Annotated in this window: 18 protein-coding genes; 10 read left to right on the top strand and 8 right to left on the bottom strand. The window is 70.7% G+C overall.

The features are described from left to right. Window positions 1–16: 16 nt before the first annotated feature. From ACHFGS_RS11115 to ACHFGS_RS11130, 4 genes are read right to left on the bottom strand one after another with little or no spacing between them, the layout of a single operon-like run. Entirely contained in the window at window positions 17–898 is an 882-nt protein-coding gene (locus ACHFGS_RS11115) for an ABC transporter permease (RefSeq protein ID WP_394278512.1), read from the bottom strand. Next, the gene (locus ACHFGS_RS11120; protein WP_394278511.1) at window positions 895–1,911 is read right to left on the bottom strand and encodes a TIGR03842 family LLM class F420-dependent oxidoreductase; all 1,017 of its coding nucleotides are present in this window, start codon (window positions 1,909–1,911) and stop codon (window positions 895–897) included. Before ACHFGS_RS11120 ends, ACHFGS_RS11115 begins: the two co-directional genes overlap by 4 nt. 24 nt (window positions 1,912–1,935) lie before the next feature. Further along, window positions 1,936–3,372: a dihydropyrimidinase gene (hydA, locus tag ACHFGS_RS11125; RefSeq protein WP_394278510.1), complete on the bottom strand. Its 1,437-nt coding sequence runs from the start codon at window positions 3,370–3,372 to the stop codon at window positions 1,936–1,938. A gap of 23 nt (window positions 3,373–3,395) precedes the next feature. Beyond that, window positions 3,396–4,244: a nitrilase-related carbon-nitrogen hydrolase gene (locus ACHFGS_RS11130; RefSeq protein WP_248171239.1), complete on the bottom strand. Its 849-nt coding sequence runs from the start codon at window positions 4,242–4,244 to the stop codon at window positions 3,396–3,398. A gap of 119 nt (window positions 4,245–4,363) precedes the next feature. On the opposite strand from ACHFGS_RS11130, the gene ACHFGS_RS11135 reads away from it, so the two are divergent. Then, entirely contained in the window at window positions 4,364–5,710 is a 1,347-nt protein-coding gene (locus tag ACHFGS_RS11135) for an aminotransferase class I/II-fold pyridoxal phosphate-dependent enzyme (protein ID WP_394289469.1), read from the top strand. Between the two features lie 16 nt (window positions 5,711–5,726). Here ACHFGS_RS11135 and cofD read toward each other — a convergent pair whose 3' ends face one another. Next, on the bottom strand, window positions 5,727–6,704 hold the full coding sequence (cofD, locus tag ACHFGS_RS11140; protein WP_394280095.1) for a 2-phospho-L-lactate transferase: 978 nt from the start codon (window positions 6,702–6,704) through the stop codon (window positions 5,727–5,729). Window positions 6,705–6,736: 32 nt separating this feature from the next. Between cofD and cofE the strand changes: the two genes are divergently transcribed. The 7 genes from cofE to ACHFGS_RS11175 all read left to right on the top strand — a co-directional run bounded on the left by cofE (window position 6,737) and on the right by ACHFGS_RS11175 (window position 13,900). After that, window positions 6,737–7,495 (top strand): coenzyme F420-0:L-glutamate ligase, encoded by a 759-nt coding sequence (gene cofE / locus ACHFGS_RS11145; RefSeq protein ID WP_394280096.1) that lies wholly within the window; start codon window positions 6,737–6,739, stop codon window positions 7,493–7,495. A gap of 63 nt (window positions 7,496–7,558) precedes the next feature. After that, a complete protein-coding gene (locus tag ACHFGS_RS11150; protein ID WP_394280097.1) occupies window positions 7,559–8,827 on the top strand; it encodes a histidine kinase in 1,269 nt (422 codons plus the stop codon). Continuing rightward, a complete protein-coding gene (locus ACHFGS_RS11155; protein WP_394280098.1) occupies window positions 8,815–9,495 on the top strand; it encodes a response regulator in 681 nt (226 codons plus the stop codon). Before ACHFGS_RS11150 ends, ACHFGS_RS11155 begins: the two co-directional genes overlap by 13 nt. Continuing rightward, complete coding sequence (locus tag ACHFGS_RS11160; RefSeq protein ID WP_394280099.1) at window positions 9,492–10,340, top strand: hypothetical protein; 849 nt, start codon at window positions 9,492–9,494, stop codon at window positions 10,338–10,340. The genes ACHFGS_RS11155 and ACHFGS_RS11160 overlap by 4 nt, the downstream gene beginning before the upstream one ends. A 213-nt stretch (window positions 10,341–10,553) precedes the next feature. Beyond that, entirely contained in the window at window positions 10,554–11,753 is a 1,200-nt protein-coding gene (locus ACHFGS_RS11165; protein ID WP_394280100.1) for an MFS transporter, read from the top strand. Between the two features lie 40 nt (window positions 11,754–11,793). Continuing rightward, window positions 11,794–13,476: a glucose-6-phosphate isomerase gene (gene pgi, locus ACHFGS_RS11170; RefSeq protein ID WP_394280101.1), complete on the top strand. Its 1,683-nt coding sequence runs from the start codon at window positions 11,794–11,796 to the stop codon at window positions 13,474–13,476. 94 nt (window positions 13,477–13,570) lie between these two features. Beyond that, a complete protein-coding gene (locus tag ACHFGS_RS11175; protein ID WP_394289470.1) occupies window positions 13,571–13,900 on the top strand; it encodes a DUF6176 family protein in 330 nt (109 codons plus the stop codon). 110 nt (window positions 13,901–14,010) lie between these two features. Here the strand turns inward: ACHFGS_RS11175 and ACHFGS_RS11180 are convergent, their stop codons facing one another. The 3 genes from ACHFGS_RS11180 to ACHFGS_RS11190 form a co-directional block, all read right to left on the bottom strand. Beyond that, window positions 14,011–14,646 carry a YdeI family protein gene (locus ACHFGS_RS11180; RefSeq protein ID WP_394289471.1) on the bottom strand — a complete coding sequence of 212 codons (636 nt, stop codon included), beginning with the start codon at window positions 14,644–14,646 and terminating at the stop codon, window positions 14,011–14,013. 36 nt (window positions 14,647–14,682) lie between these two features. Further along, window positions 14,683–15,642: a calcium/sodium antiporter gene (locus ACHFGS_RS11185; RefSeq protein ID WP_394289472.1), complete on the bottom strand. Its 960-nt coding sequence runs from the start codon at window positions 15,640–15,642 to the stop codon at window positions 14,683–14,685. A 110-nt stretch (window positions 15,643–15,752) separates the two neighbouring features. Further along, the gene (locus tag ACHFGS_RS11190) at window positions 15,753–16,457 is read right to left on the bottom strand and encodes an NRDE family protein (protein ID WP_394289473.1); all 705 of its coding nucleotides are present in this window, start codon (window positions 16,455–16,457) and stop codon (window positions 15,753–15,755) included. A 45-nt stretch (window positions 16,458–16,502) separates the two neighbouring features. Here ACHFGS_RS11190 and coaBC point away from each other — a divergent pair, with 45 nt between their 5' ends. Together coaBC and ACHFGS_RS11200 are read left to right on the top strand one after the other, a co-directional pair. Beyond that, window positions 16,503–17,738 carry a bifunctional phosphopantothenoylcysteine decarboxylase/phosphopantothenate--cysteine ligase CoaBC gene (coaBC, locus tag ACHFGS_RS11195; RefSeq protein ID WP_394289474.1) on the top strand — a complete coding sequence of 412 codons (1,236 nt, stop codon included), beginning with the start codon at window positions 16,503–16,505 and terminating at the stop codon, window positions 17,736–17,738. 301 nt (window positions 17,739–18,039) lie between these two features. Continuing rightward, entirely contained in the window at window positions 18,040–18,579 is a 540-nt protein-coding gene (locus ACHFGS_RS11200; protein ID WP_394278422.1) for a YaeQ family protein, read from the top strand. Window positions 18,580–18,591 lie beyond the last annotated feature (12 nt).

Genomic DNA, 18,591 nt, shown 5'->3' on the forward strand with positions numbered 1-18,591 from the left:
GGTAAGGCTCGGAAAATCATGCGGATGCCTCCCCGCGGCGATATCGGCGCAGCGCCGACGCGGCGAGGGCGACCACGCCGGCCACGACCAGACCGAGCAGCACCGCGCCGAAGAGCGGCCCCCACGGCAGCGCGGGATCGGCCGAGGCGGACTGGGCGGTCTGCAGCAGCATCCGTCCCAGTCCTCCGCGCAACCCGATCGACACCTCGGCGACGATGGCGCCGACGACGGCGTTCGCGGCGGCGAGGCGGACGGCAGGGATCAGATACGGGACGGCGGACGGGAACCGCAGGCGCCGGAGCGTCTGCCCGTAACCGGCCGCATAGCTGCGCATGAGGTCGAGATGGATCGCATCGGGAGACGACAGACCCTTGAGCGCCCCGATCGAGACGGGGAAGAACGCGAGGTACGAGGCGATGACGGCGACCGAGAGCCACTCCGGCCACGGGAGACCGGCGCGATCGATCTGCGACCCGATCCGCGCGACCAGCGGCGCGAACGCGATGAGTGGCACCGTCTGCGACACGACGATCCAGGGCAGCAGCCCCCGCTCGACGATGCGCCACCGCTGCATCAGCAGCGCGAAGGCCACACCGACCACGACGCCGATGACCCAGCCGACGAGTGCGATGCCGAGGGTGACAAGGCCCGCCCCCGCCACCGTGGCCCACAGCGGCGGGGTGTCGGCGCCGCTCGTGGCGTCGAACAGCCGCGCGATCATGTCGATGACGTGCGGCATCGCACGGTCGTGCGTGCGCGGCAGGATGCGCAGGCCATCTTCTCCGCCGATCACGACACCGTCCGCCGGACCGAGCCACTTGTACGACTCCCACAGCACGACCAGAGCCAGGACGCCCAGGGCGCCCCACCCCCAGGCGGCTGCGGAGCGGCGCGTCATGACTTGGCCGTGATGTGCTCGGAGAGGGCGGGGATGACGCGCTCGCCGTACACGCGCATCGTCTCCTCCTTGTTGTCGTGCTGGAGGTAGCCGGCGAACTGGGTCACGCCGAGGGCGCGGAGCTGCTCGAGCTTGGCGATGTGGTCCTCAGCAGTGCCGAGCAGGCAGAACCGGTCGACGATCTCGTCAGGGACGAAGTCGACGTGGTCGTTGTCGCTCTTGCCGTGCGAGTTGTAGTCGTAGCCGGTGCGGCCCGCGATGTAGTCGGTGAGCGCCTGCGGCACATCGCCCTCCGTGCCGTACTTCGACACGATGTCGGCGACGTGGTTGCCGACCATCCCACCGAACCAGCGGCACTGGTCGCGCATGTGCTCCCAGTCGTCGCCGATGTACATCGGGGCGGCGACGCAGAAAGCGATGGAGTCGGGGTCGCGACCGGCCGCCTCCGCGGCATCCCGCACGACCTTGATCATCCACGCGGCGATGTCGACGTCGGCGAGCTGCAGGATGAACCCGTCCCCGACCTCGCCGGTGAGCTTGAGCGCCATGGGGCCGTACGCGGCGACCCAGACGTCGAGTTCGGAGCCGCGGCTCCACGGGAACTGCAGCGTCGCACCCTTGTACTCCACCGGCCGGGAGTTGCCGAGCTCCCGGATGACGTGGATCGATTCGCGCAGCTCCCGCATCGTGACGGGCTTGCCGTTGGTGACCCGCACCGCCGAGTCGCCGCGCCCGATGCCGCAGATGGTGCGGTTGCCGTACATCTCGTTGAGGGTTGCGAAGACGGATGCCGTGACCGTCCAGTCTCGGGTGGCGGGGTTCGTGACGAACGGCCCGACCGTGATGCGCTTCGTGGCATTGAGGATCGCCGAGTGGACGACGTAGGGCTCCTCCCAGAGGAGGTGCGAGTCGAAGGTCCAGACGTGGCTGAAGCCGTGGGCCTCGGCGAGCGCGGACAGCTGCACGGTGCGTGAGGCGGGCGGGTTCGTCTGCAGGACGACGCCGAAGTCCATGAGTGCTCTCTTTCGGGGTTCGGGTCAGATGAGGTACTGGCTGAGACCGCGCTTGACGAAGCGGCCGTCGCCCTTTCGACCGAGGTAGGCGCCGTCGTCGACGATGACCTTGCCGCGGGAGAGCACGGTGTCGACGTGTCCGTCGATTTCGAAGCCCTCCCACGCGGAATGGTCCATGTTCATGTGATGGGTCTTCTCGTACCCGATCGAGGTGTGCCCATTCGGGTCGTAGACGACCACGTCGGCATCGGCGCCCGGGGCGATGACGCCCTTCTTGCCGTACATGCCGAACATGCGCGCGGGAGTCGTGCTGGTGAGCTCGACCCAGCGCTCGAGCGTGATCTCCCCCGTCACGACGCCCTGGTACATGAGGTCGAGGCGGTGCTCGACCGACCCGATGCCGTTGGGGATGGCGCGGAAGTCGCCCCGACCGAGCTCCTTCTGGTCCTTCATGCAGAACGGGCAGTGGTCGGTGGAGACCATCTGCAGGTCGTTCGTGCGCAGGGCCTGCCACATGTGGTCCTGGTGCCCCTCGGCGCGGGAGCGCAGCGGGGTCGAGCACACGTACTTCGCGCCTTCGAACGATCCCCACTCCGCACTCTTCGCCCCGAGGTGCTCCTCGAGCGATAGGTAGAGGTACTGCGGGCAGGTCTCACCGAACACGTTCTGGCCGCGGTCGCGCGCCCAGGCGAGCTGCTCGACGGCTTGCTTCGCGCTCACGTGCACGACGTACAGCGGCGCCCCCGTGATGTTCGAGAGCATGATCGCGCGATGTGTCGCCTCCTCCTCGGCCTGCCACACGCGGGCCTTGCCGTGGAAGTAGGGATCGGTGTTGCCGGCGTTCACAAGCTGCTCAGCGAGGACGTCGATGACGGGGCCGTTCTCGGCGTGCATCATCGTCAGGAGGCCGGTGTCGGCCGAGACTTGCATCGCCTTGAGGATCTGCGCGTCGTCGGCGTAGAACACCCCGGGGTAGGCCATGAACATCTTGAAGCTCGTGATGCCCTCGTCGATCAGCGTCGGTAACGCCGCGAGCGAGTGCTCGTCGACCCCGCCGATGATCTGGTGGAAGCCGTAGTCGACGGCGCACTCCCCCGCCGCGAGGGCATGCCACGCCGCGAGCCCGTCTTCGACCCGCTCGCCCTGTCGCTGCACGGCGAAGTCGACGATGGTGGTCGTGCCGCCCCATGCGGCGGCGCGGGTTCCCGTCTCGAAGGTGTCCGACGCGCTCGTGCCGCCGAACGGCAGCTGCATGTGCGTGTGCGCGTCGATGCCGCCCGGGATCACATACTTCCCCGTCGCGTCGATGACACTGTCGACGGATGCCGCAAGGTCGTGCCCGAGCAGGGTGGAGCCGGGCGTCAGCACGGCGACGATCGTCTCGCCGTCGATGAGGACGTCGGCGGGGCCGCGACCGGTAGACGAGACGACGGTGCCGCCGGTGATGAGGGTGGTGGGCATGTGTCCTCCGAGTGCAAGCGGGGTTACGGGGCGACGATCTCGGCGTACGAGTCCGGCCGGCGGTCGCGGTAGAACTGCCAGTCGTCGCGCATCTCCCGGACGAGGTCCATATCGAGGTCGCGGATGAGGATCTCCTCGTCGGTGCCCGACCCGAGCTCGCCGACGTAGTTGCCGCGCGGGTCGACGATCTGGCTCGTGCCGTAGAAGGTGACCGCCTCGTCGCCGTACTCGTTGTCCTCACGCCCGACGCGGTTGGGCGCCAGCACGAAATACCCGTTGGCGACGGCCGCGGCCGGCTGCTCGACCTCCCAGAGGCGGTTCGACAGGCCCGGCTTGGTGGCGTTCGGGTTGAAGGCGAGGTGGGCGCCGTTCAGTCCGAGCTCGCGCCACGCCTCGGGGAAGTGCCGGTCGTAGCAGATGATGACCCCCACCTTCCCGACGGCGGTGTCGAAGACGGGGTAGCCGATGTTGCCCGGACGGAAGTAGAACTTCTCCCAGAACTTCTCCACGTGAGGGATGTGGTGCTTGCGGTACGAGCCGAGGATCGTGCCGTCGGCATCCACCACTACTGCCGTGTTGTAGTAGACGCCCGTTTGCGCCTCTTCGTAGATGGGGAGGACCATGACCATGCCGAGCTCCTTCGCGAGCGCCGCGAAGCGCTGCACGATGGGGCCGTCGACGGGCTCGGCGTACCGGTAGTACTTCTTCTCCTGCGTGATGCCGAAGTAGGGACCGTAGAACAGCTCCTGGAAGCAGATGACCTGCGCGCCCTGGGCTGCGGCCTCCCGCGCGAACTGCTCGTGCTTGTCGAGCATCGACTCCTTGTCGCCGGTCCACGTCGTCTGCGTGATCGCCGCTCTCACCGTTGCCATCTCGGCCTTCCTTCCCTCGGTTCTGTTACTGTCCTGCTTGAACATTTCTCGACAGTTTCCGAGTGTGTCGCGGCCGTTAATCCTCCGGACACCGTCGGTTCCGGCGAACAGGAGGACGGATGCTGCGCCCCGAAGCGCTGGAGAGCCGCACACCCCTGGGCATGGCGGGCGAGATCGCCCGACTCGTGGCCGACGGATCGCTCGAACCGGGCGAGCGCCTGCCGACCGTGCGGGAGATGTCGGCCGCGCTCGGCGTCTCGGCGGGGACTGTCGCCGCCGCGTGGCGGGCCCTGTCGGACGCCGGCACGATCGTCTCGCGCGGCCGCGCCGGGAGCTTCGTGCGCGCTGAGCCGCGGGAGTGGCTGAGTCCACGGGTGCAGGGGCTGGCGGGAACCTCGCAGCCGGTGCGCCTGGACCTCTCGCACGGAACCCCCGATCCGGCGATGCTGCCCGCGCTCGAAGGTGCATTCTCACGGGTCGCCCCCCGCGCCGACACGGGGCGGTACCACGACCTCCCCGTGCTCCCCGAACTGCACGCCCACATCGCCGAGACCTGGCCTGCCCCGGGCGTCGAGACCTTCACCGTCGTCGACGGCGCCCTCGACGGCATCTCCCGGACCCTCGAGCAGGTCGTCCGCTTCGGGGACCGCGTGGCGATCGAGTCACCGGGCTTCCCCTACTTCTTCGATCTGCTCGAGGCGCTCGGCGCGGAGCCCATCCCCCTCACCCTCGATCGGGACGGCGTGACCCCCGGCTCGCTCTCGCGCGCACTCGCCCGCAAGCCCGCGGCCATCGTCCTGCAGCCACGCGCGCAGAATCCGACCGGCATCTCGATGACCGTCGAGCGCGCCCGCACCCTGGCGCAGCTCATCATGAACGCGCCCGACGCGCGGCGCGTCACCGTGATCGAGGACGACCACTCGGCGCTCATCGCGTCGGCGCCCGACGTGACCCTCGCGCGCTGGATCCCGAACCAGGTCGTGCACGTGCGGAGCTTCTCGAAGTCGCACGGACCCGACCTCCGGATCGCCGCCCTCGGCGGACCCGCCCGCGTCGTCGAACGCCTCATCGCGCGCAGGATGCTCGGCCCCGGCTGGACCTCACGACTGCTGCAGACCGTGCTCCTCGGGCTGCTGACCGATCCCGGCTCGGTCGCGCGCGTGCGGACCGCGCGGCTCATCTACCGCGATCGCCTCGACCGGATGGCGACGGCGCTCCGCAAACTGGGCGTCGATGTCGGCGATCCCGACGGCATCAACCTGTGGCTGCCGGTCGCCGACGAGCGGGCCGCTCGGATGCGACTGGCCGCTTCGGGGATCGCGGTGTCCGCCGGCATCCCGTACCGAGCGCCGGGCGATGAGTCGACGACGCCCCACGTCCGCGTGACCGCCGGCGTCGTCACGGAGAACGTGCGGTTGGTCGCCGAGGCCCTCGCCGAAGCTGCGGAGGCGCCGCCGTTGCCGTGAAGCCGGCTGCGCCCCGTCAGAGCCCCGCCGCCAACGCCGCGACCGCGAGAGCGCGAGTGCGACCGGCATCCGACATCCAGAGGGGCTCGACGCGGGCACGGATGCCGAGTGCGTCCACCTCCGCAGCCGCACGGGCGTCCTCCTCGGCGAGGAGCCAGGCATCGAGCAGACCGCCGTTCGATCGGGCGCCGTAATGGCCCGCCACGCCCGCAGCGGTGCACGGCACGCCGGCGACCCTCAGGCACACGTCCGCCATACCGCGGACCGGTGCGTCGCCGATGATGGGCGAGACACCGACGACGGGCGCGGAGGCCTGGCGGAGGGCGTCGCCGAGCCCGGGAACAGCCAGGATCGGACCGATCGAGACGATCGGATTGGACGGGGCGATGAGGATCACGTCGGCGGTGGCGATGGCCTCGATGACGCCCGGGGCGGGGACGGATGCCTCGATGCCCGGATTCTCGAAGCGGACCGGTTCCAACCCGGCGCGGTGACGGGTCCACCATTCCTGGAAGTGCATCCGCCCGGAATCCAGCACGACGTGGGTGTCGACCTCCGTATCGGTCATCGGCAGCAGCGTCGCGCCGAGATCCCACCGCGACTGGAGCCGCGTGATCGCCTGGCTCGGGGTCAGCCCCTCGCGCAGCCACGAGGTGCGGGCGATGTGCGCGCCGAGGTCGAGGTCGCCCAGGAGGAACCATTCCCACCCGACACCCCACGCGGCGAGCTCATCGGCGACGCGACGCGAGTCACCCGCGCGACCCCACCCCTGACCGAGGTCTTTCACCCCAGCGAGGGAGTACAGCATCGAGTCGACGTCGGGCTGCAAGCGCAGGCCGCTCAGCCACAGATCGTCGCCGGTGTTGCAGACGACGGTGAGCTCACCGCCGCGCTCCCGCACCTCGTCGCGCAGACCACTCGCGAAGGTGGAGCCGCCGACGCCACCGGCGAGCAGGACGACGCGGAGGCTGACGGTGAGGTCCTCGGTGGTCATCTCCTCAGCGTAGGGGGACGTATCCTGACGCCATGCCCGACTCCGATGCGCTCACGATCTGGCCCCTGAGCGGCATCGGCGAGGTTCAGGCGGGCGATGACCTGGTGGGCACGATCGTCGCTGCGGCGCGCGGACGTCTCGCCGACGGCGACATCCTCGTCGTCACCAGCAAGATCGTGTCGAAGGCCGAGGGACGCTACCGCCCTGCCGCCGACCGCGACGCGGCGATCGCCGAGGAGACCGTACGGGTCGTCGCCGAAAACGAGGCCGGAACCGTCCGCATCGTCGAGAGCAGGCTCGGCATCGTCGCCGCCGCGGCGGGAGTCGATGCGAGCAACACCCCCGACGGGCTCATCCTGCTGCTGCCCGTCGATCCTGACGCCTCCGCCCGCGCGCTCGCGAGCGGCATCCGATCCCGCACCGGAGCCCACGTCGGTGTCATCGTGTCGGACACCCTCGGCCGCGCATGGCGCGAGGGTCAGACGGACTGCGCGATCGGGGCCGCCGGAGTCGTCGTGATGGAAGACCTCCGCGGCGGAACGGATGCCTCCGGTCGCCCGCTCGCGGTGACCCTGCCGTGCGTCGCCGACGAGCTCGCCGCGGCCGGGGATCTCGTGAAGCGCAAAACGAGCGGGATGCCGGTGGCCGTCGTCCGCGGTCGCGCCGACCTCGTGGGCGGCCTCGATCTGCCGGGAGCACGCTCGATCGTCCGCCCCGCCGAACGCGACCTCTTCAGCGAGGGCACCCGCGAGGCGTACGCGCGCGGACGCACGGATGCAACCGGGGGATAACCCGAAACGAGGTCTCCGGACCGCCCCGATGTGACGGTTCGCGCGCCGCCCTACGTTGGTGACATGACTTCCGACACTCCCCCGCTGGTGCGGCGCCACCGCGTGCTCGTGCGGCTCGGCGCCCTCGCCCAGCTGGCCGCGATCGCACCCCTGGGCATCGCCTTCGTGACGATCATCGCGACGCTCTTCTCCACCGGCATCGGCACCCTCCTCGTGCTCGGCTTCGGGGCGCTCCTGCTCATCGCCTCCCTCTACATCGCGTGGGCGGCATCCTGGATCGAACACGAACGAGTCGAGGGTCTCTACGGCTACGGCCTGCCTTCGCTCCGGCCGCGCACCAGCGGTCAGCCCGGCTTCGGTGGGTTCCTCCGCACCCTGTGGGTCCAGTTCACGGATGCCGCGATGTGGCGGGGCATCGGCAGCGCGGCGATCGCCACGGTCCTCGGCTGGGTCGTCGTCGGCGCGGTGTGGAGCACGATCTCGAGCATCGGCCTCGCGCTCTCTCCCCTCTACGACCGGTCGGCCGGCAGACTCCCCTTTACCGGCATCGCCGTCACCGACGGCTGGGTCGTCGTCGGCGGTATCGGCGGGGCGCTGCTCTCCCTCGGCATCCTGTTCGGTATCGCGCTTCTCGACGGGATCATCACCCGTGCCGTCCTCGTTCCCTCGAAGGAGGCCATGCTCGCCGAGCAGGCCCGCACCGCAGGCATGCAGCGCGCCGGCGCCGTCCGAGCCAGCGAAGTGGAGCGCACGCGCATCGAGCGCGACCTCCACGACGGCGTGCAGCCGCGCCTCGTCTCGGTGGGGATGACGCTCGGCATGGCGCAGCAGAAGATCGACACCGATCCGGCGGCCGCTCGCGCGCTGATCGACGAGGCGCACACCTCGACGAAAGCCGCGATCACCGAGCTGCGCCAGCTCGCCCGCGGCATCCACGCCTCCGTCTTGGACGACCGCGGTCTCGACGCCGCACTGTCTGCCCTCGCCGCCCGGTCGCACGTGCCCGTCGCCCTCGACGTCCGCGTCGACGGCCGCTGCAGCAGCACCAGCGAAGCCGCCGTCTACTTCGTCATCGCGGAGTCGCTCACCAACGCCGCCAAGCACGCCCGGGCCACCGACGTCCGCGTCGTCGTCCGCAGCCGCGACGGGGCGAACGGCCGAACCCTCTGGGCCCGCGTCGAGGACAACGGCATCGGCGGGGCCACCGTCCTGCCCGGCGGCGGACTCGACGGCATCATGAACCGCATCGTCGCCGCCGGCGGCACCGCCCGCCTCGACAGCCCCGTCGGAGGCCCGACCGCCCTGGAGGTGAGCGCCCCGTGCGCATCCTGATCTGCGAAGACTCCACCCTGCTGCGCGAAGGCCTGGTGCGCGTGCTCGAAGACGCCGGCCACGTCGTCGTCGCGTCCCTCGCCGACGCCCGCGGCCTCGTCGAGACGGTCGCCGAGACGGCGCCCGAGCTCTGCATCCTCGACGTGCGGCTGCCTCCCACGTTCACCGACGAGGGCATCCGGGCCGCGCTCGACCTGCGCACCCAGCATCCTGCCCTCCCGGTCCTCGTCCTGAGCCAGTACGTGGAAGAGCGTTACGCCAGCGACCTCATCACCGGGCAGAACGCCGCCCTCGGCTACCTGCTGAAGGACCGGGTCGCCGACGTGCGGGACTTCCTCGAGTCCGTCGACCGGATCGCCGCCGGCGCCACCGTCCTCGACCCCGAGGTCGTCGCGCAGCTGCTGACACGGCGATCGCGAGACGACCGGATGGCGCGCCTCACCGACCGGGAGCGATCCGTCCTCGCGCTCATCGCCGAGGGCAAGAGCAACCACGCCATCGCCGCGACCCTCTTCGTCTCGGAGGCGAGCGTCGAGAAGCACATCACGTCCCTCTTCCAGAAGCTCGGCCTCGAGCAGGACGAACACGGCAACCGCCGCGTGCTCGCCGCACTCGTCCACCTCGAACACGGCCAGAGTCCCCCTCCCTCGAACGGAACAGTCCGATGAACACCGACCTGACCCCGCCGGCCGCCACGACCCCCGCTGCCACTCCGCCCCCATCTCCGCCCCGCACCTCCGCCCGCGTTGTCGCGATCACCGCGATCGTCGTTGGCGGCGTCATCATCCTCGGCACCCTGTCGACCGCCCTCGCCTCGACCCTGTGGGCGGCGGGCGACCGAATGACGGGCTCGCGCTCCGCCGAGGTCGGCGGGGTGTCCCGGCTCGTCGTCGACGTGGCATCCGGTGATGTCGACGTCGTCTACGCGGATGCCGCGCGCGCCACGCTCCAGATCGACGGCAACCCCCGCAACTGGAGCCTCGAGCGCCGCGGCGACGAGCTGCACGTCTCGAACAGCCGCCCCTGGTGGGCGGGGTGGAATTTCGGGTCGTGGACCGACCGCGCCACCCTGACCCTGCCGACCTCCCTCGCCGACGCGGACCTCGACGCGACGTTCGACGTCGCGGCGGGCTCCCTCTCCGCCACCGGCGATTACGACGAGGTTGACCTGCACGTCGGCGCGGGCGAGGCAGAGCTGAGCGGCACCGCCCGGTCGGTCTCGGTGGACGTCAGCGCCGGCCGCGCCGACGTCGACCTCGACGGCGTCGCCGAGGGCGCCCTCGACATCGGGGCCGGGGAGATCGTGGCATCCCTCAACGGCACCGTCCGCGACCTGACCGTCGACGTCAGCGCAGGGTCACTGACCGCGTCGGTCCCCGACACCACCTACGACGTGACGTCGGATGTGTCGGCGGGGTCACTGGACAACCAGCTGTCCACGGCGTCTGACGCACCCCGCAGCATCCAGGTCGACGTCTCCGCGGGCGACGTCACCCTGCTCCCCCTGCCCTGACCGGGCGCGATGGCCGCTCCGACACGTCGGGGCGGCCATCTGGCGATACAGATGCACGACCGGTGGGGCGGGAGTGAACTCCTGCGGCCCATGAGACCCGTTTCGCCGTGTCCGTCGTGCATCTGTATCCGGATGCCGCACCTCACCCGACCAGCCCTCCGCCCCGTGCGGGTGAGAGACGATCACCCGAGCCGCCATGGCTAGCTTGAATGGATGCGCACGTTCACCGGACACCTTCCGGGGACGCGCGCATATCGGCGGCTTCTGGTGGGCATGTTCTTTGCGGGGATCGCGACGTTCGCGCAGCTCTATTCGACGCAGGCGGTGCTCCCCTCGATCGCGGCGGAGTTCGACGCGTCGGCGGCCGATGTCGCCCTCACCGTCTCGGCCACGACGCTCGGGGTCGCCGGCGCCGTGCTCGGCTGGTCGGCCGTCGCCGACCGGATCGGGCGAACCCGGGCCATGGCGATCGGAATCGTCGCGGCGACGACGCTCGCCCTCCTCGCCCCGCTCGCTCCGACGCTAGGCGCCCTCATCGCCGTCCGACTCGGCGAGGGGATCGCGCTCGGAGCCGTCCCCGCGATCGCGCTCGCCTATCTCGCGGAGGAGGTCGCCCCCGAGCACACGGCTTCCGCCGCCGGAAGCTACATCGCCGGCACGACGGTCGGCGGTCTCGTCGGCCGCCTCGTGACGGGGCCGTTCGGCGATATCGAACAGTGGCGACTCGGTGTCTTCGCAGCCGCGCTCGTCTGCGCCCTGTCTGCAGCTCTCTTCCTGCGACTCACACCGCCGGCCCAGGGGTTCACCCGGCGCGCGACGCGCGGGATCGGGCACGCGATCGCCGTCAACCTGCGCGACCAGCACCAGATCTCGATCTACCTGCAGGGATTCCTCCTCATGGGCGGGTTCGTCGCGGTCTTCAACTACCTCGGCTTCCGACTGACGGCCGCCCCGTTCCACCTGCCCGCCTGGCTCGTCAGCCTGCTGTTCCTCGCGTACCTGGCCGGGTCGGTCTCCTCACCGTGGGCGGGCCGGGCCGCCCGCCGGTTCGGTCGCCGACCTGTGCTTTTCGTCTCGCTCGCGCTGACCGCTGCGGGCGCCGCACTCACCGTCGTCGATCCGCTGCCGCTCGTGCTGATCGGACTGCTCGTGTTCACCGCCGGGTTCTTCGGCGCGCACACCGTCCTCTCCAGCTGGGCCCCCGCCTCCGCCCGCCCGGAAGCGCGTGCGCAGGCTGCCTCGCTCTACTACCTCGGGTACTACGGCGGCTCGAGCCTGTTCGGCTGGGCGCTCGGTCTGCCGTTCGCCGCGCTGGGATGGCCGGCGGTCGCGTGGGGCGTCACCGGCATGGTGCTCCTGGCCGCCGCGGCATCCCTCCTCCTCCGCCGTACTCCGGCGTCGCACCCGGCGTAACCGACCGGTCGCCCGCGGCACGACGGACTACCGTAAAGGGGTGACCACTACGCCGATCGATGCCACCACCACCACCGCCTGGGCCGAGCTCGAGGCCCTGAAGGCCGGCTTCACGCCCGATCTGCGCGGATGGTTCGCTGCCGACCCCGGCCGCGTCGATCGCCTCACCCTCGATGTCGCCGATCTGCACGTCGACCTGTCGAAGAACCTGGTCGACGATGAGATCGTCGCCGCCCTTGTGCGCCTCGCCGAGCAGACCGGCGTCGCCGAGCGCTACGCCGCGATGCTGGCCGGCGAGCACATCAACACGACCGAGGACCGCGCCGTCCTCCACACCGCGCTGCGCCGCCCGAAGGGCACGCTGCCGAGCCTCACGGTCGACGGGCAGGACATCGACGCCGACGTGCACGAGGTGCTCGACGCCCTCGCCGAGTTCGGCGAGCGCGTGCGCTCGGGCGAGTGGACCGGCATCACCGGCAAGAAGGTCGACACGGTCGTCAACATCGGGATCGGCGGCTCCGACCTCGGGCCCGCGATGATCTCCGCGGCTCTCGAACCGTACGCGGATGCCGGCATCTCAGCGCGTTTCGTCTCGAACATCGACCCGTTCGACATCGCCGCGAAGCTGAAGGGCCTCGACCCCGAGACGACCCTGTTCATCGTGGCGTCGAAGACCTTCACGACGCTCGAGACCCTCACCAACGCACGGCTCGCTCGCGACTGGCTGTGGGAAGGGCTCGCGGCATCCGGCGCCATCGACGGCAGCGACGAACAGAAGAAGGACGCCGTCGCGCACCACTTCGTCGCCGTGTCCACCGCGCTCGACAAGGTCGCCGACTTCGGGATCGACCCGGCCAACGCGTTCGGTTTCTGGGACTGGGTGGGCGGCCGCTACTCCGTCGACTCCGCGATCGGCCTGTCGCTCGTCATCGAGTTCGGGGCCGACACGTTCCGCGAGCTGCTCGCCGGGTTCCACGCCGTCGACGAGCACGTGCGCACGACGCCGCTCGCGCAGAACGTGCCGGTTCTCATGGGCCTCCTCAACGTCTGGTACACGAACTTCCTCGGCGCGCAGTCGCACGCCGTGCTCCCCTACGCGCAGCAGCTGAGCCGGTTCGCCGCGTACCTGCAGCAGCTGACGATGGAGTCCAACGGCAAGTCGGTGCGCTGGGACGGCACGCCCGTCACCAGCGACACCGGCGAGGTCTTCTGGGGCGAGCCCGGCACCAACGGCCAGCACGCGTTCTACCAGCTCATCCACCAGGGGACGCGGCTGATCCCGGCGGACTTCATCGCGTTCGCGAACCCTGCTTACCCGCTCGCCGACGGCGGCCGCGACGTGCACGGGCTGTTCCTCGCGAACTTCCTCGCGCAGACGAAGGCGCTCGCGTTCGGCAAGACGGCCGAGGAGGTCGAGGCCGAGGGCACCACCGGCGCGCTCGTCGCTGCGCGGACGTTCCCGGGCAACCGTCCGACGACGTCGATCTTCGCGCCGTCTCTGACACCCTCCGTGCTCGGCCAGCTCGTCGCACTCTACGAGCACATCACCTTCACGCAGGGCGTCATCTGGGGCATCAACTCCTTCGACCAATGGGGTGTCGAACTCGGCAAGCAACTCGCGCTGCAGATCGCCCCGGCGATCGAGGGCGACAGCGCGGCACTCGAGGCGCAGGACGCCTCGACGAAGGCGCTGCTCGAGTACTACCGCGACCACCGGGCCTGAGGGTCAGTCGTCGAGCTCCTGTTCACGCCACGCTGTACAGCTCCGGCGTGTCTCGCGACGCGTGCCAACGTTCGCATGTCGCTAATCTCGTGCTGTGATCCATCTCGTCGCTCGGCGCCTTCGCCCTGATCATCGCGATCGAGTGATCGATTGGTTGCGAGAGCTCGATGGGCCTCGTCGTGCCGAGGCGCTGGAATCGTTGGCGGCGGAGGGCGTCGATCACGAGACGGCGATGATGATCGACACACGCGAGGGTCCGATCATCGTCTATGCGATGCAGACGGATGATCTCGAGCACTCTCGGGCGGTCGCGGACACGTCCCCACGTCCCGTGGACGCGGAGCACCGGTCCGTGATGCGCGCCGCGGACGACGGCCCAGCAGCTGCCGAGATCGTCCTCGATCTGCGCGCGGATGGACGCTAGCCGAGCGTCGCAAGATATCGTTTCCGCCACGCGGCTTCGCGGGCCACGACGGCGCGGCACGTCATGGCGCGGGTGTTGATTCGGCGACAACGCGAGCGCGGGCGGGCGGGTCAGTCGCGGGCGGCGGCGGCCGCCGCGGCGGCGCGGGCCAGCCACGCGGGGGGATCGCCGTAGCGCTGGAACGAGACCAGCTCGCCCGCCGAGCAACGCGCCACGAGCTCAGCGATCCTCCGGGCGCGGGTGTCCTCACGCTTGGCACCGGTGATCCAGTGCGTCACGGCGCGCCGGTACGAGGGCGTCGCGGCATCCCAGAACGCCTGCGCAGCGGCATCCGCTGCGAGGGATGCCGTCTGCTCGGCCGACGGTTCGCTCAGGTTCTCGTGCGAGTAGACGCCGGAGCGCTCGGGCGTGCGGGCGGCGAAAGCGGCGAGTCCGGAGGGGTGCATGCGCCCCTCGGCGATGAGGCGTTCGACGTGCGCGATGTTGACGTCGCTCCACACCGAGCCGCGGCGGCGCGGCGTCCACCGCTGCCGGCGCGCGGTATCGTCGATGCGCTTGCTGGTCGAGTCGATCCAGCCGAAGCAGAGCGCCTCGGGAACCGCGTCCTTCCAGGTCAGTCCCTGCCGGGGATCGCCAGTGCGGTAGAAGCCGGTCCAGATCTCCGTCGCGGTCTCGTGGTTCGCGTCGAGCCAGGCGCGGAACGCCGCGGCATCCGCGAAGAAAACGACCTCGGGTTCGTCCGACATGGCGCGACGGTACCACCCGGGTCCCCCACGCCCCGCTCAGGTACGTGCGATGAGGACGGACGCGAGGTAGGCGAGGTACGCGGCGACCATGACGCCGCCTTCGAGACGGGTCAGGGCGCGGCCGCTGATCATCAGGACGCCGATGACGAGGGTCGCGGCGATCATCATCGGCAGGTCGACCAAGATGAGCGCCGGCTCCACCGCGATGGGCGCGGCGAGAACCGCGGCACCCAGGATGAACGTCAGGTTGAACGTGCTCGAGCCGATCAGGTTGCCGATCGCGATGTCGCGGTCGCCGCGGATCGTCGAGACGATGGCGGTGACCAGCTCGGGTGCGCTCGTGCCGATCGCGACGATCGTGAGGCCGATGACCACGCTTGAGACGCCGGCGGCCTCCGCCAGATCGACCGCGCCCGTCACCAGCCACTCCGCACCGACGATGACGATGACGATGCCGACTCCCAGCAGCAGGAGCGGGAGGAGCATCGACCGCCGGCGCGTCGTGATCGGCTCGGTGAACTCGTGCGCGAACTCCGCGACCACCTCGGCGTTCTCCCGCCGAGCCGCGCGGACGATCGCCACGGTGTAGGCCACGGCCACCACGATCAGGAGGACGCCGTCGAACAGCGAGAGCACGCCGTCGACGCAGACCGCGAGCAGCAGGATCGCGACAGCGCCCATGGTGGGCAGGTCGATGCGCAGGGTCTGCATCGTCAGCGGCAGCGGCAGCAGCACGGCGCTGAGCCCGAGGATCAGCAGCAAGTTGACGAGGTTCGTGCCGGCGATGTTGCCGATCGCGAGAGATCCCTCACCCGCCAGCGCCGCGTCGATGCCGATGGCGAGTTCGGGGGCGCTCGTGCCGACCGAGACGATCGTGAGGCCGATGATGAGGGGCGGGATGCCGAGACGTGCGGCCAGCCGGGCTCCGTACCGGACGATCAGCTCGGCCCCGACCACCAAGAGGATCAGGCCCCCGATGATCGCGGCCCACTCCATGATCCGACCCTATCGTCACGCGATAGGCGAGCTCGGGGCGGTGCCTCCCGCGGGTGGGGCGGGGACGCGGGGCCGCGGCAGTGCGGGGCGGTCAGCGCAGCGCGGGGCGTTCAGCGCAGCGTGGGGTGGTTCCAGGCGCCGGGCTCGTCGAGTTCGCCGTAAAGGACCTCGGCGCCGGCGGCGGTGACGGATGCCGCGCACACGAGCAGCGAGAGCGTCGGGAATCCGTGCGGCCTGTTGTCGCGGATGATCGCGCGATCGTCGGTCGGCGGCACCTCGGTCGTGGCCTCGAGCGCGGCCAACCACGGACGCCACCAGTCATCGCCCGGGGCGGGCGTCGGAAAAGCGTCGTGCCAGGCGGCGATGCGCGCCGTCTCGGTGTCGTCGACGTCGCCGTGCGCGATCATGTGCACGCCCGGGCCGAGCTCGACGGTGCGGACGGCGTCGCCGTCCCAGTGGTGCACGCGCGTGCGTCCGCCGACGACCTCGACGAGGTTGAACCCGTGCGTGGGCGGCGCGTCCGCGACTCCGCGTCCCGCGACGGCCTCGAGCACGACGTGCCCCCGCGACCCCGTCGCGCGCTCTTCCGGCAGCATGTCGGCACGGTTGAGGACGACGGCGAGCCGACCGGCATCCGTGTCCGCCGCAAGCCACGCCCCGCCGGCGCGCGTGTCGCGAACACCGACGACGCCGGGCAGCTCCGGCCACCAGGAGCCGAGCGGATCCCACGCTCGCGTCGGGTCCTCATCGCGGACGGCGAGCACCCGCGTGGGGGCGTCGGCGGTCTCGGGGACGTGGACGATGACGGTGCACATCGGTGTTCCGGCCTCTCGGGTCCGCCGCCGTGGCAGGATCGGACCATGTTCGTCGTCGTGGGCGTCTCGGGCGGCATCGCCGCGTACAAGACGGTGCAGCTCGTGCGAGCGCTGGTGGGAGGCGGGCACGAGGTGCACGTCGTTCCCACCGAGGACGCGCTGCGTTTCGTGGGGACCGCCACCTGGGAAGCGGTCAGCCGCCATCCTGTCACGACGAGCGTGCACGAGGACGTCGCCGAGGTCCGCCACGTCGCGCTCGGCACCCGCGCCGACCTCGTCATCGTCGCCCCCGCGACCGCCAACACCCTCGCGAAGATGGCCGGCGGCATCGCCGACAACCTGCTCGGCGTGACCCTGCTCGCCACGACCGCTCCCGTCGTCGTCGCCCCCGCGATGCACACCGCGATGTGGGAGCACGCCGCCACGCAGGAGAACATCGCCACCCTGCGCGCCCGCGGCGTGCACGTCGTCGGCCCTGCCGACGGTCCGCTCACGGGGGGCGACTCCGGCCCCGGCCGCATGGCCGAACCCGACGAGATCGCCGCCGCAGCCCTCGCCGTCATACAAGAAGCGGATGCCGCGGCTGCCCCCGCCTCCCCCGCGGCGCAGGATCTCGCGGGCCTCACCGTCGCGGTCTCGACCGGCGGGACGCGGGAGCCGATCGACCCGGTGCGCTTCCTCGGCAACCGTTCCAGCGGGCGACAGGGCGCCGAGGTCGCCCTCGCCGCCGCCGACCGCGGTGCCACCGTCCGCCTCGTCGCCGCGCACGTCGACGAGGGCGTGCTGGCGGCGGCGGAGCGGCATCCGCTCATCGATGTCGTCCGGCTATCGACGGCGGCGGAGCTGGAAACGGCGATGACGGATGCCGCGGCCTCCGCCGACGTCGTCGTCATGGTCGCCGCGGTCGCCGACTTCCGGGTGGCCGAGGTCTCGCACGAGAAGATCCGCAAGGAGAACGGCGCGGCGCACCTCGACCTCGTCGAGAACCCCGACATCCTCGCGGGGCTCGTCGCCGCCCGCCGGCCCGGGCAGACGGTCGTCGGCTTCGCCGCCGAGACGGCCAGAGACGATGCGGAGCTGCGGGAGCGCGGTATGCGCAAGCGCGCCCGGAAGGGCGTCGATCTGCTGGCGGTCAACCGGGTCGACTGGGACGCCGGGTTCGAGGCGGCCGACAACGCCGTGCTGCTCATCGACGGGACGGATGCCGTGGTCGCCGAGGCCGCCGGCAGCAAGCGCGCCGTGGCCGACGCCCTGTGGGACGCCGTCCTCGCTCTCCGCTGACCCCGTTCGACCGGCGTCGGTCGCCATGGCCGGCCGGCGCCGATACAGATGCACGACGCCTGGGGCGGGTGTGAACTCACGCGCCCGGTGAGACGACACCAGTCCCACCGGTCGTGCAGGTGTATCGGCACAGCCCGCGAAAGTGATCCGCTCCTGTTCGTCATCGCCCGCTTCGCGAAGCGGCGCGAGGGGCGGAGTGCCCGCGCGTCGTGATCGGACGTGCATCTGTATCGGCACGGTCTCGCGCAGGACAGCGAGCGCGGCCGCCGAGACCTCCCGCCCCGCGCCGTAGGCTCGAGGGATGGCCATCGGCTCCGTCATCCACACCTTCACCGTCGCGCTGGCCGACGTCGACCGCGGCGTGTACGAGGAGCTCTCGCTCCGCACGGCGCAGCACCCGTCGGAGACGAGCGTCAACCTCCTCATGCGGGTGCTCGCGTACGCACTCCAGTACGAGGAGGGCATCGGCTTCAGCGAGGGCATCTCCGCGACCGACGAACCCGCCGTGCACATCAAGGACCTCACCGGGCGGCTCCTCGCGTGGATCGAGGTGGGGGCTCCGGATGCCGCGCGCCTGCACACCGGCAGCCGCGCCGCCGAACGCACCGTCGTCTACACGCACCGCGAACCCCAGCGCCTGCTGACCTCGTGGGCGGGGAAGACGATCCACCGCTCCGCCGAGATCATCCTCTACAGCTTCGATCGCGCCGTCATCGAGGACGCCGCCACGCACCTGGAGCGCCGGAACACGATGACCGTCTCGGTGACCGAGCGCCAGCTCTACCTCGACCTCAACGGCGCGACGTTCACGACCGAGATCACAGCGCAGCAGCTGCCCTGACAGCGACCGCTT

The organism is Microbacterium sp., from assembly GCF_043427715.1.
In the GTDB taxonomy this organism is placed as follows: Bacteria; Actinomycetota; Actinomycetes; order Actinomycetales; family Microbacteriaceae; genus Microbacterium.

Excerpts from the sequence above, each read along its gene's own strand:
- ACHFGS_RS11180 (WP_394289471.1), bottom strand. The coding sequence starts at position 14,646 with ATGTCGGACGAACCCGAGGTCGTTTTCTTCGCGGATGCCGCGGCGTTC.
- coaBC (WP_394289474.1), top strand. The coding sequence starts at position 16,503 with ATGTTCGTCGTCGTGGGCGTCTCGGGCGGCATCGCCGCGTACAAGACG.
- cofE (WP_394280096.1), top strand. The coding sequence starts at position 6,737 with ATGCCCGACTCCGATGCGCTCACGATCTGGCCCCTGAGCGGCATCGGC.
- hydA (WP_394278510.1), bottom strand. The coding sequence starts at position 3,372 with ATGCCCACCACCCTCATCACCGGCGGCACCGTCGTCTCGTCTACCGGT.
- ACHFGS_RS11185 (WP_394289472.1), bottom strand. The coding sequence starts at position 15,642 with ATGGAGTGGGCCGCGATCATCGGGGGCCTGATCCTCTTGGTGGTCGGG.
- cofD (WP_394280095.1), bottom strand. The coding sequence starts at position 6,704 with ATGACCACCGAGGACCTCACCGTCAGCCTCCGCGTCGTCCTGCTCGCC.
- ACHFGS_RS11130 (WP_248171239.1), bottom strand. The coding sequence starts at position 4,244 with ATGGCAACGGTGAGAGCGGCGATCACGCAGACGACGTGGACCGGCGAC.
- ACHFGS_RS11150 (WP_394280097.1), top strand. The coding sequence starts at position 7,559 with ATGACTTCCGACACTCCCCCGCTGGTGCGGCGCCACCGCGTGCTCGTG.
- ACHFGS_RS11190 (WP_394289473.1), bottom strand. The coding sequence starts at position 16,457 with ATGTGCACCGTCATCGTCCACGTCCCCGAGACCGCCGACGCCCCCACG.
- ACHFGS_RS11135 (WP_394289469.1), top strand. The coding sequence starts at position 4,364 with ATGCTGCGCCCCGAAGCGCTGGAGAGCCGCACACCCCTGGGCATGGCG.
- ACHFGS_RS11160 (WP_394280099.1), top strand. The coding sequence starts at position 9,492 with ATGAACACCGACCTGACCCCGCCGGCCGCCACGACCCCCGCTGCCACT.
- ACHFGS_RS11120 (WP_394278511.1), bottom strand. The coding sequence starts at position 1,911 with ATGGACTTCGGCGTCGTCCTGCAGACGAACCCGCCCGCCTCACGCACC.
- ACHFGS_RS11115 (WP_394278512.1), bottom strand. The coding sequence starts at position 898 with ATGACGCGCCGCTCCGCAGCCGCCTGGGGGTGGGGCGCCCTGGGCGTC.
- ACHFGS_RS11165 (WP_394280100.1), top strand. The coding sequence starts at position 10,554 with ATGCGCACGTTCACCGGACACCTTCCGGGGACGCGCGCATATCGGCGG.
- ACHFGS_RS11200 (WP_394278422.1), top strand. The coding sequence starts at position 18,040 with ATGGCCATCGGCTCCGTCATCCACACCTTCACCGTCGCGCTGGCCGAC.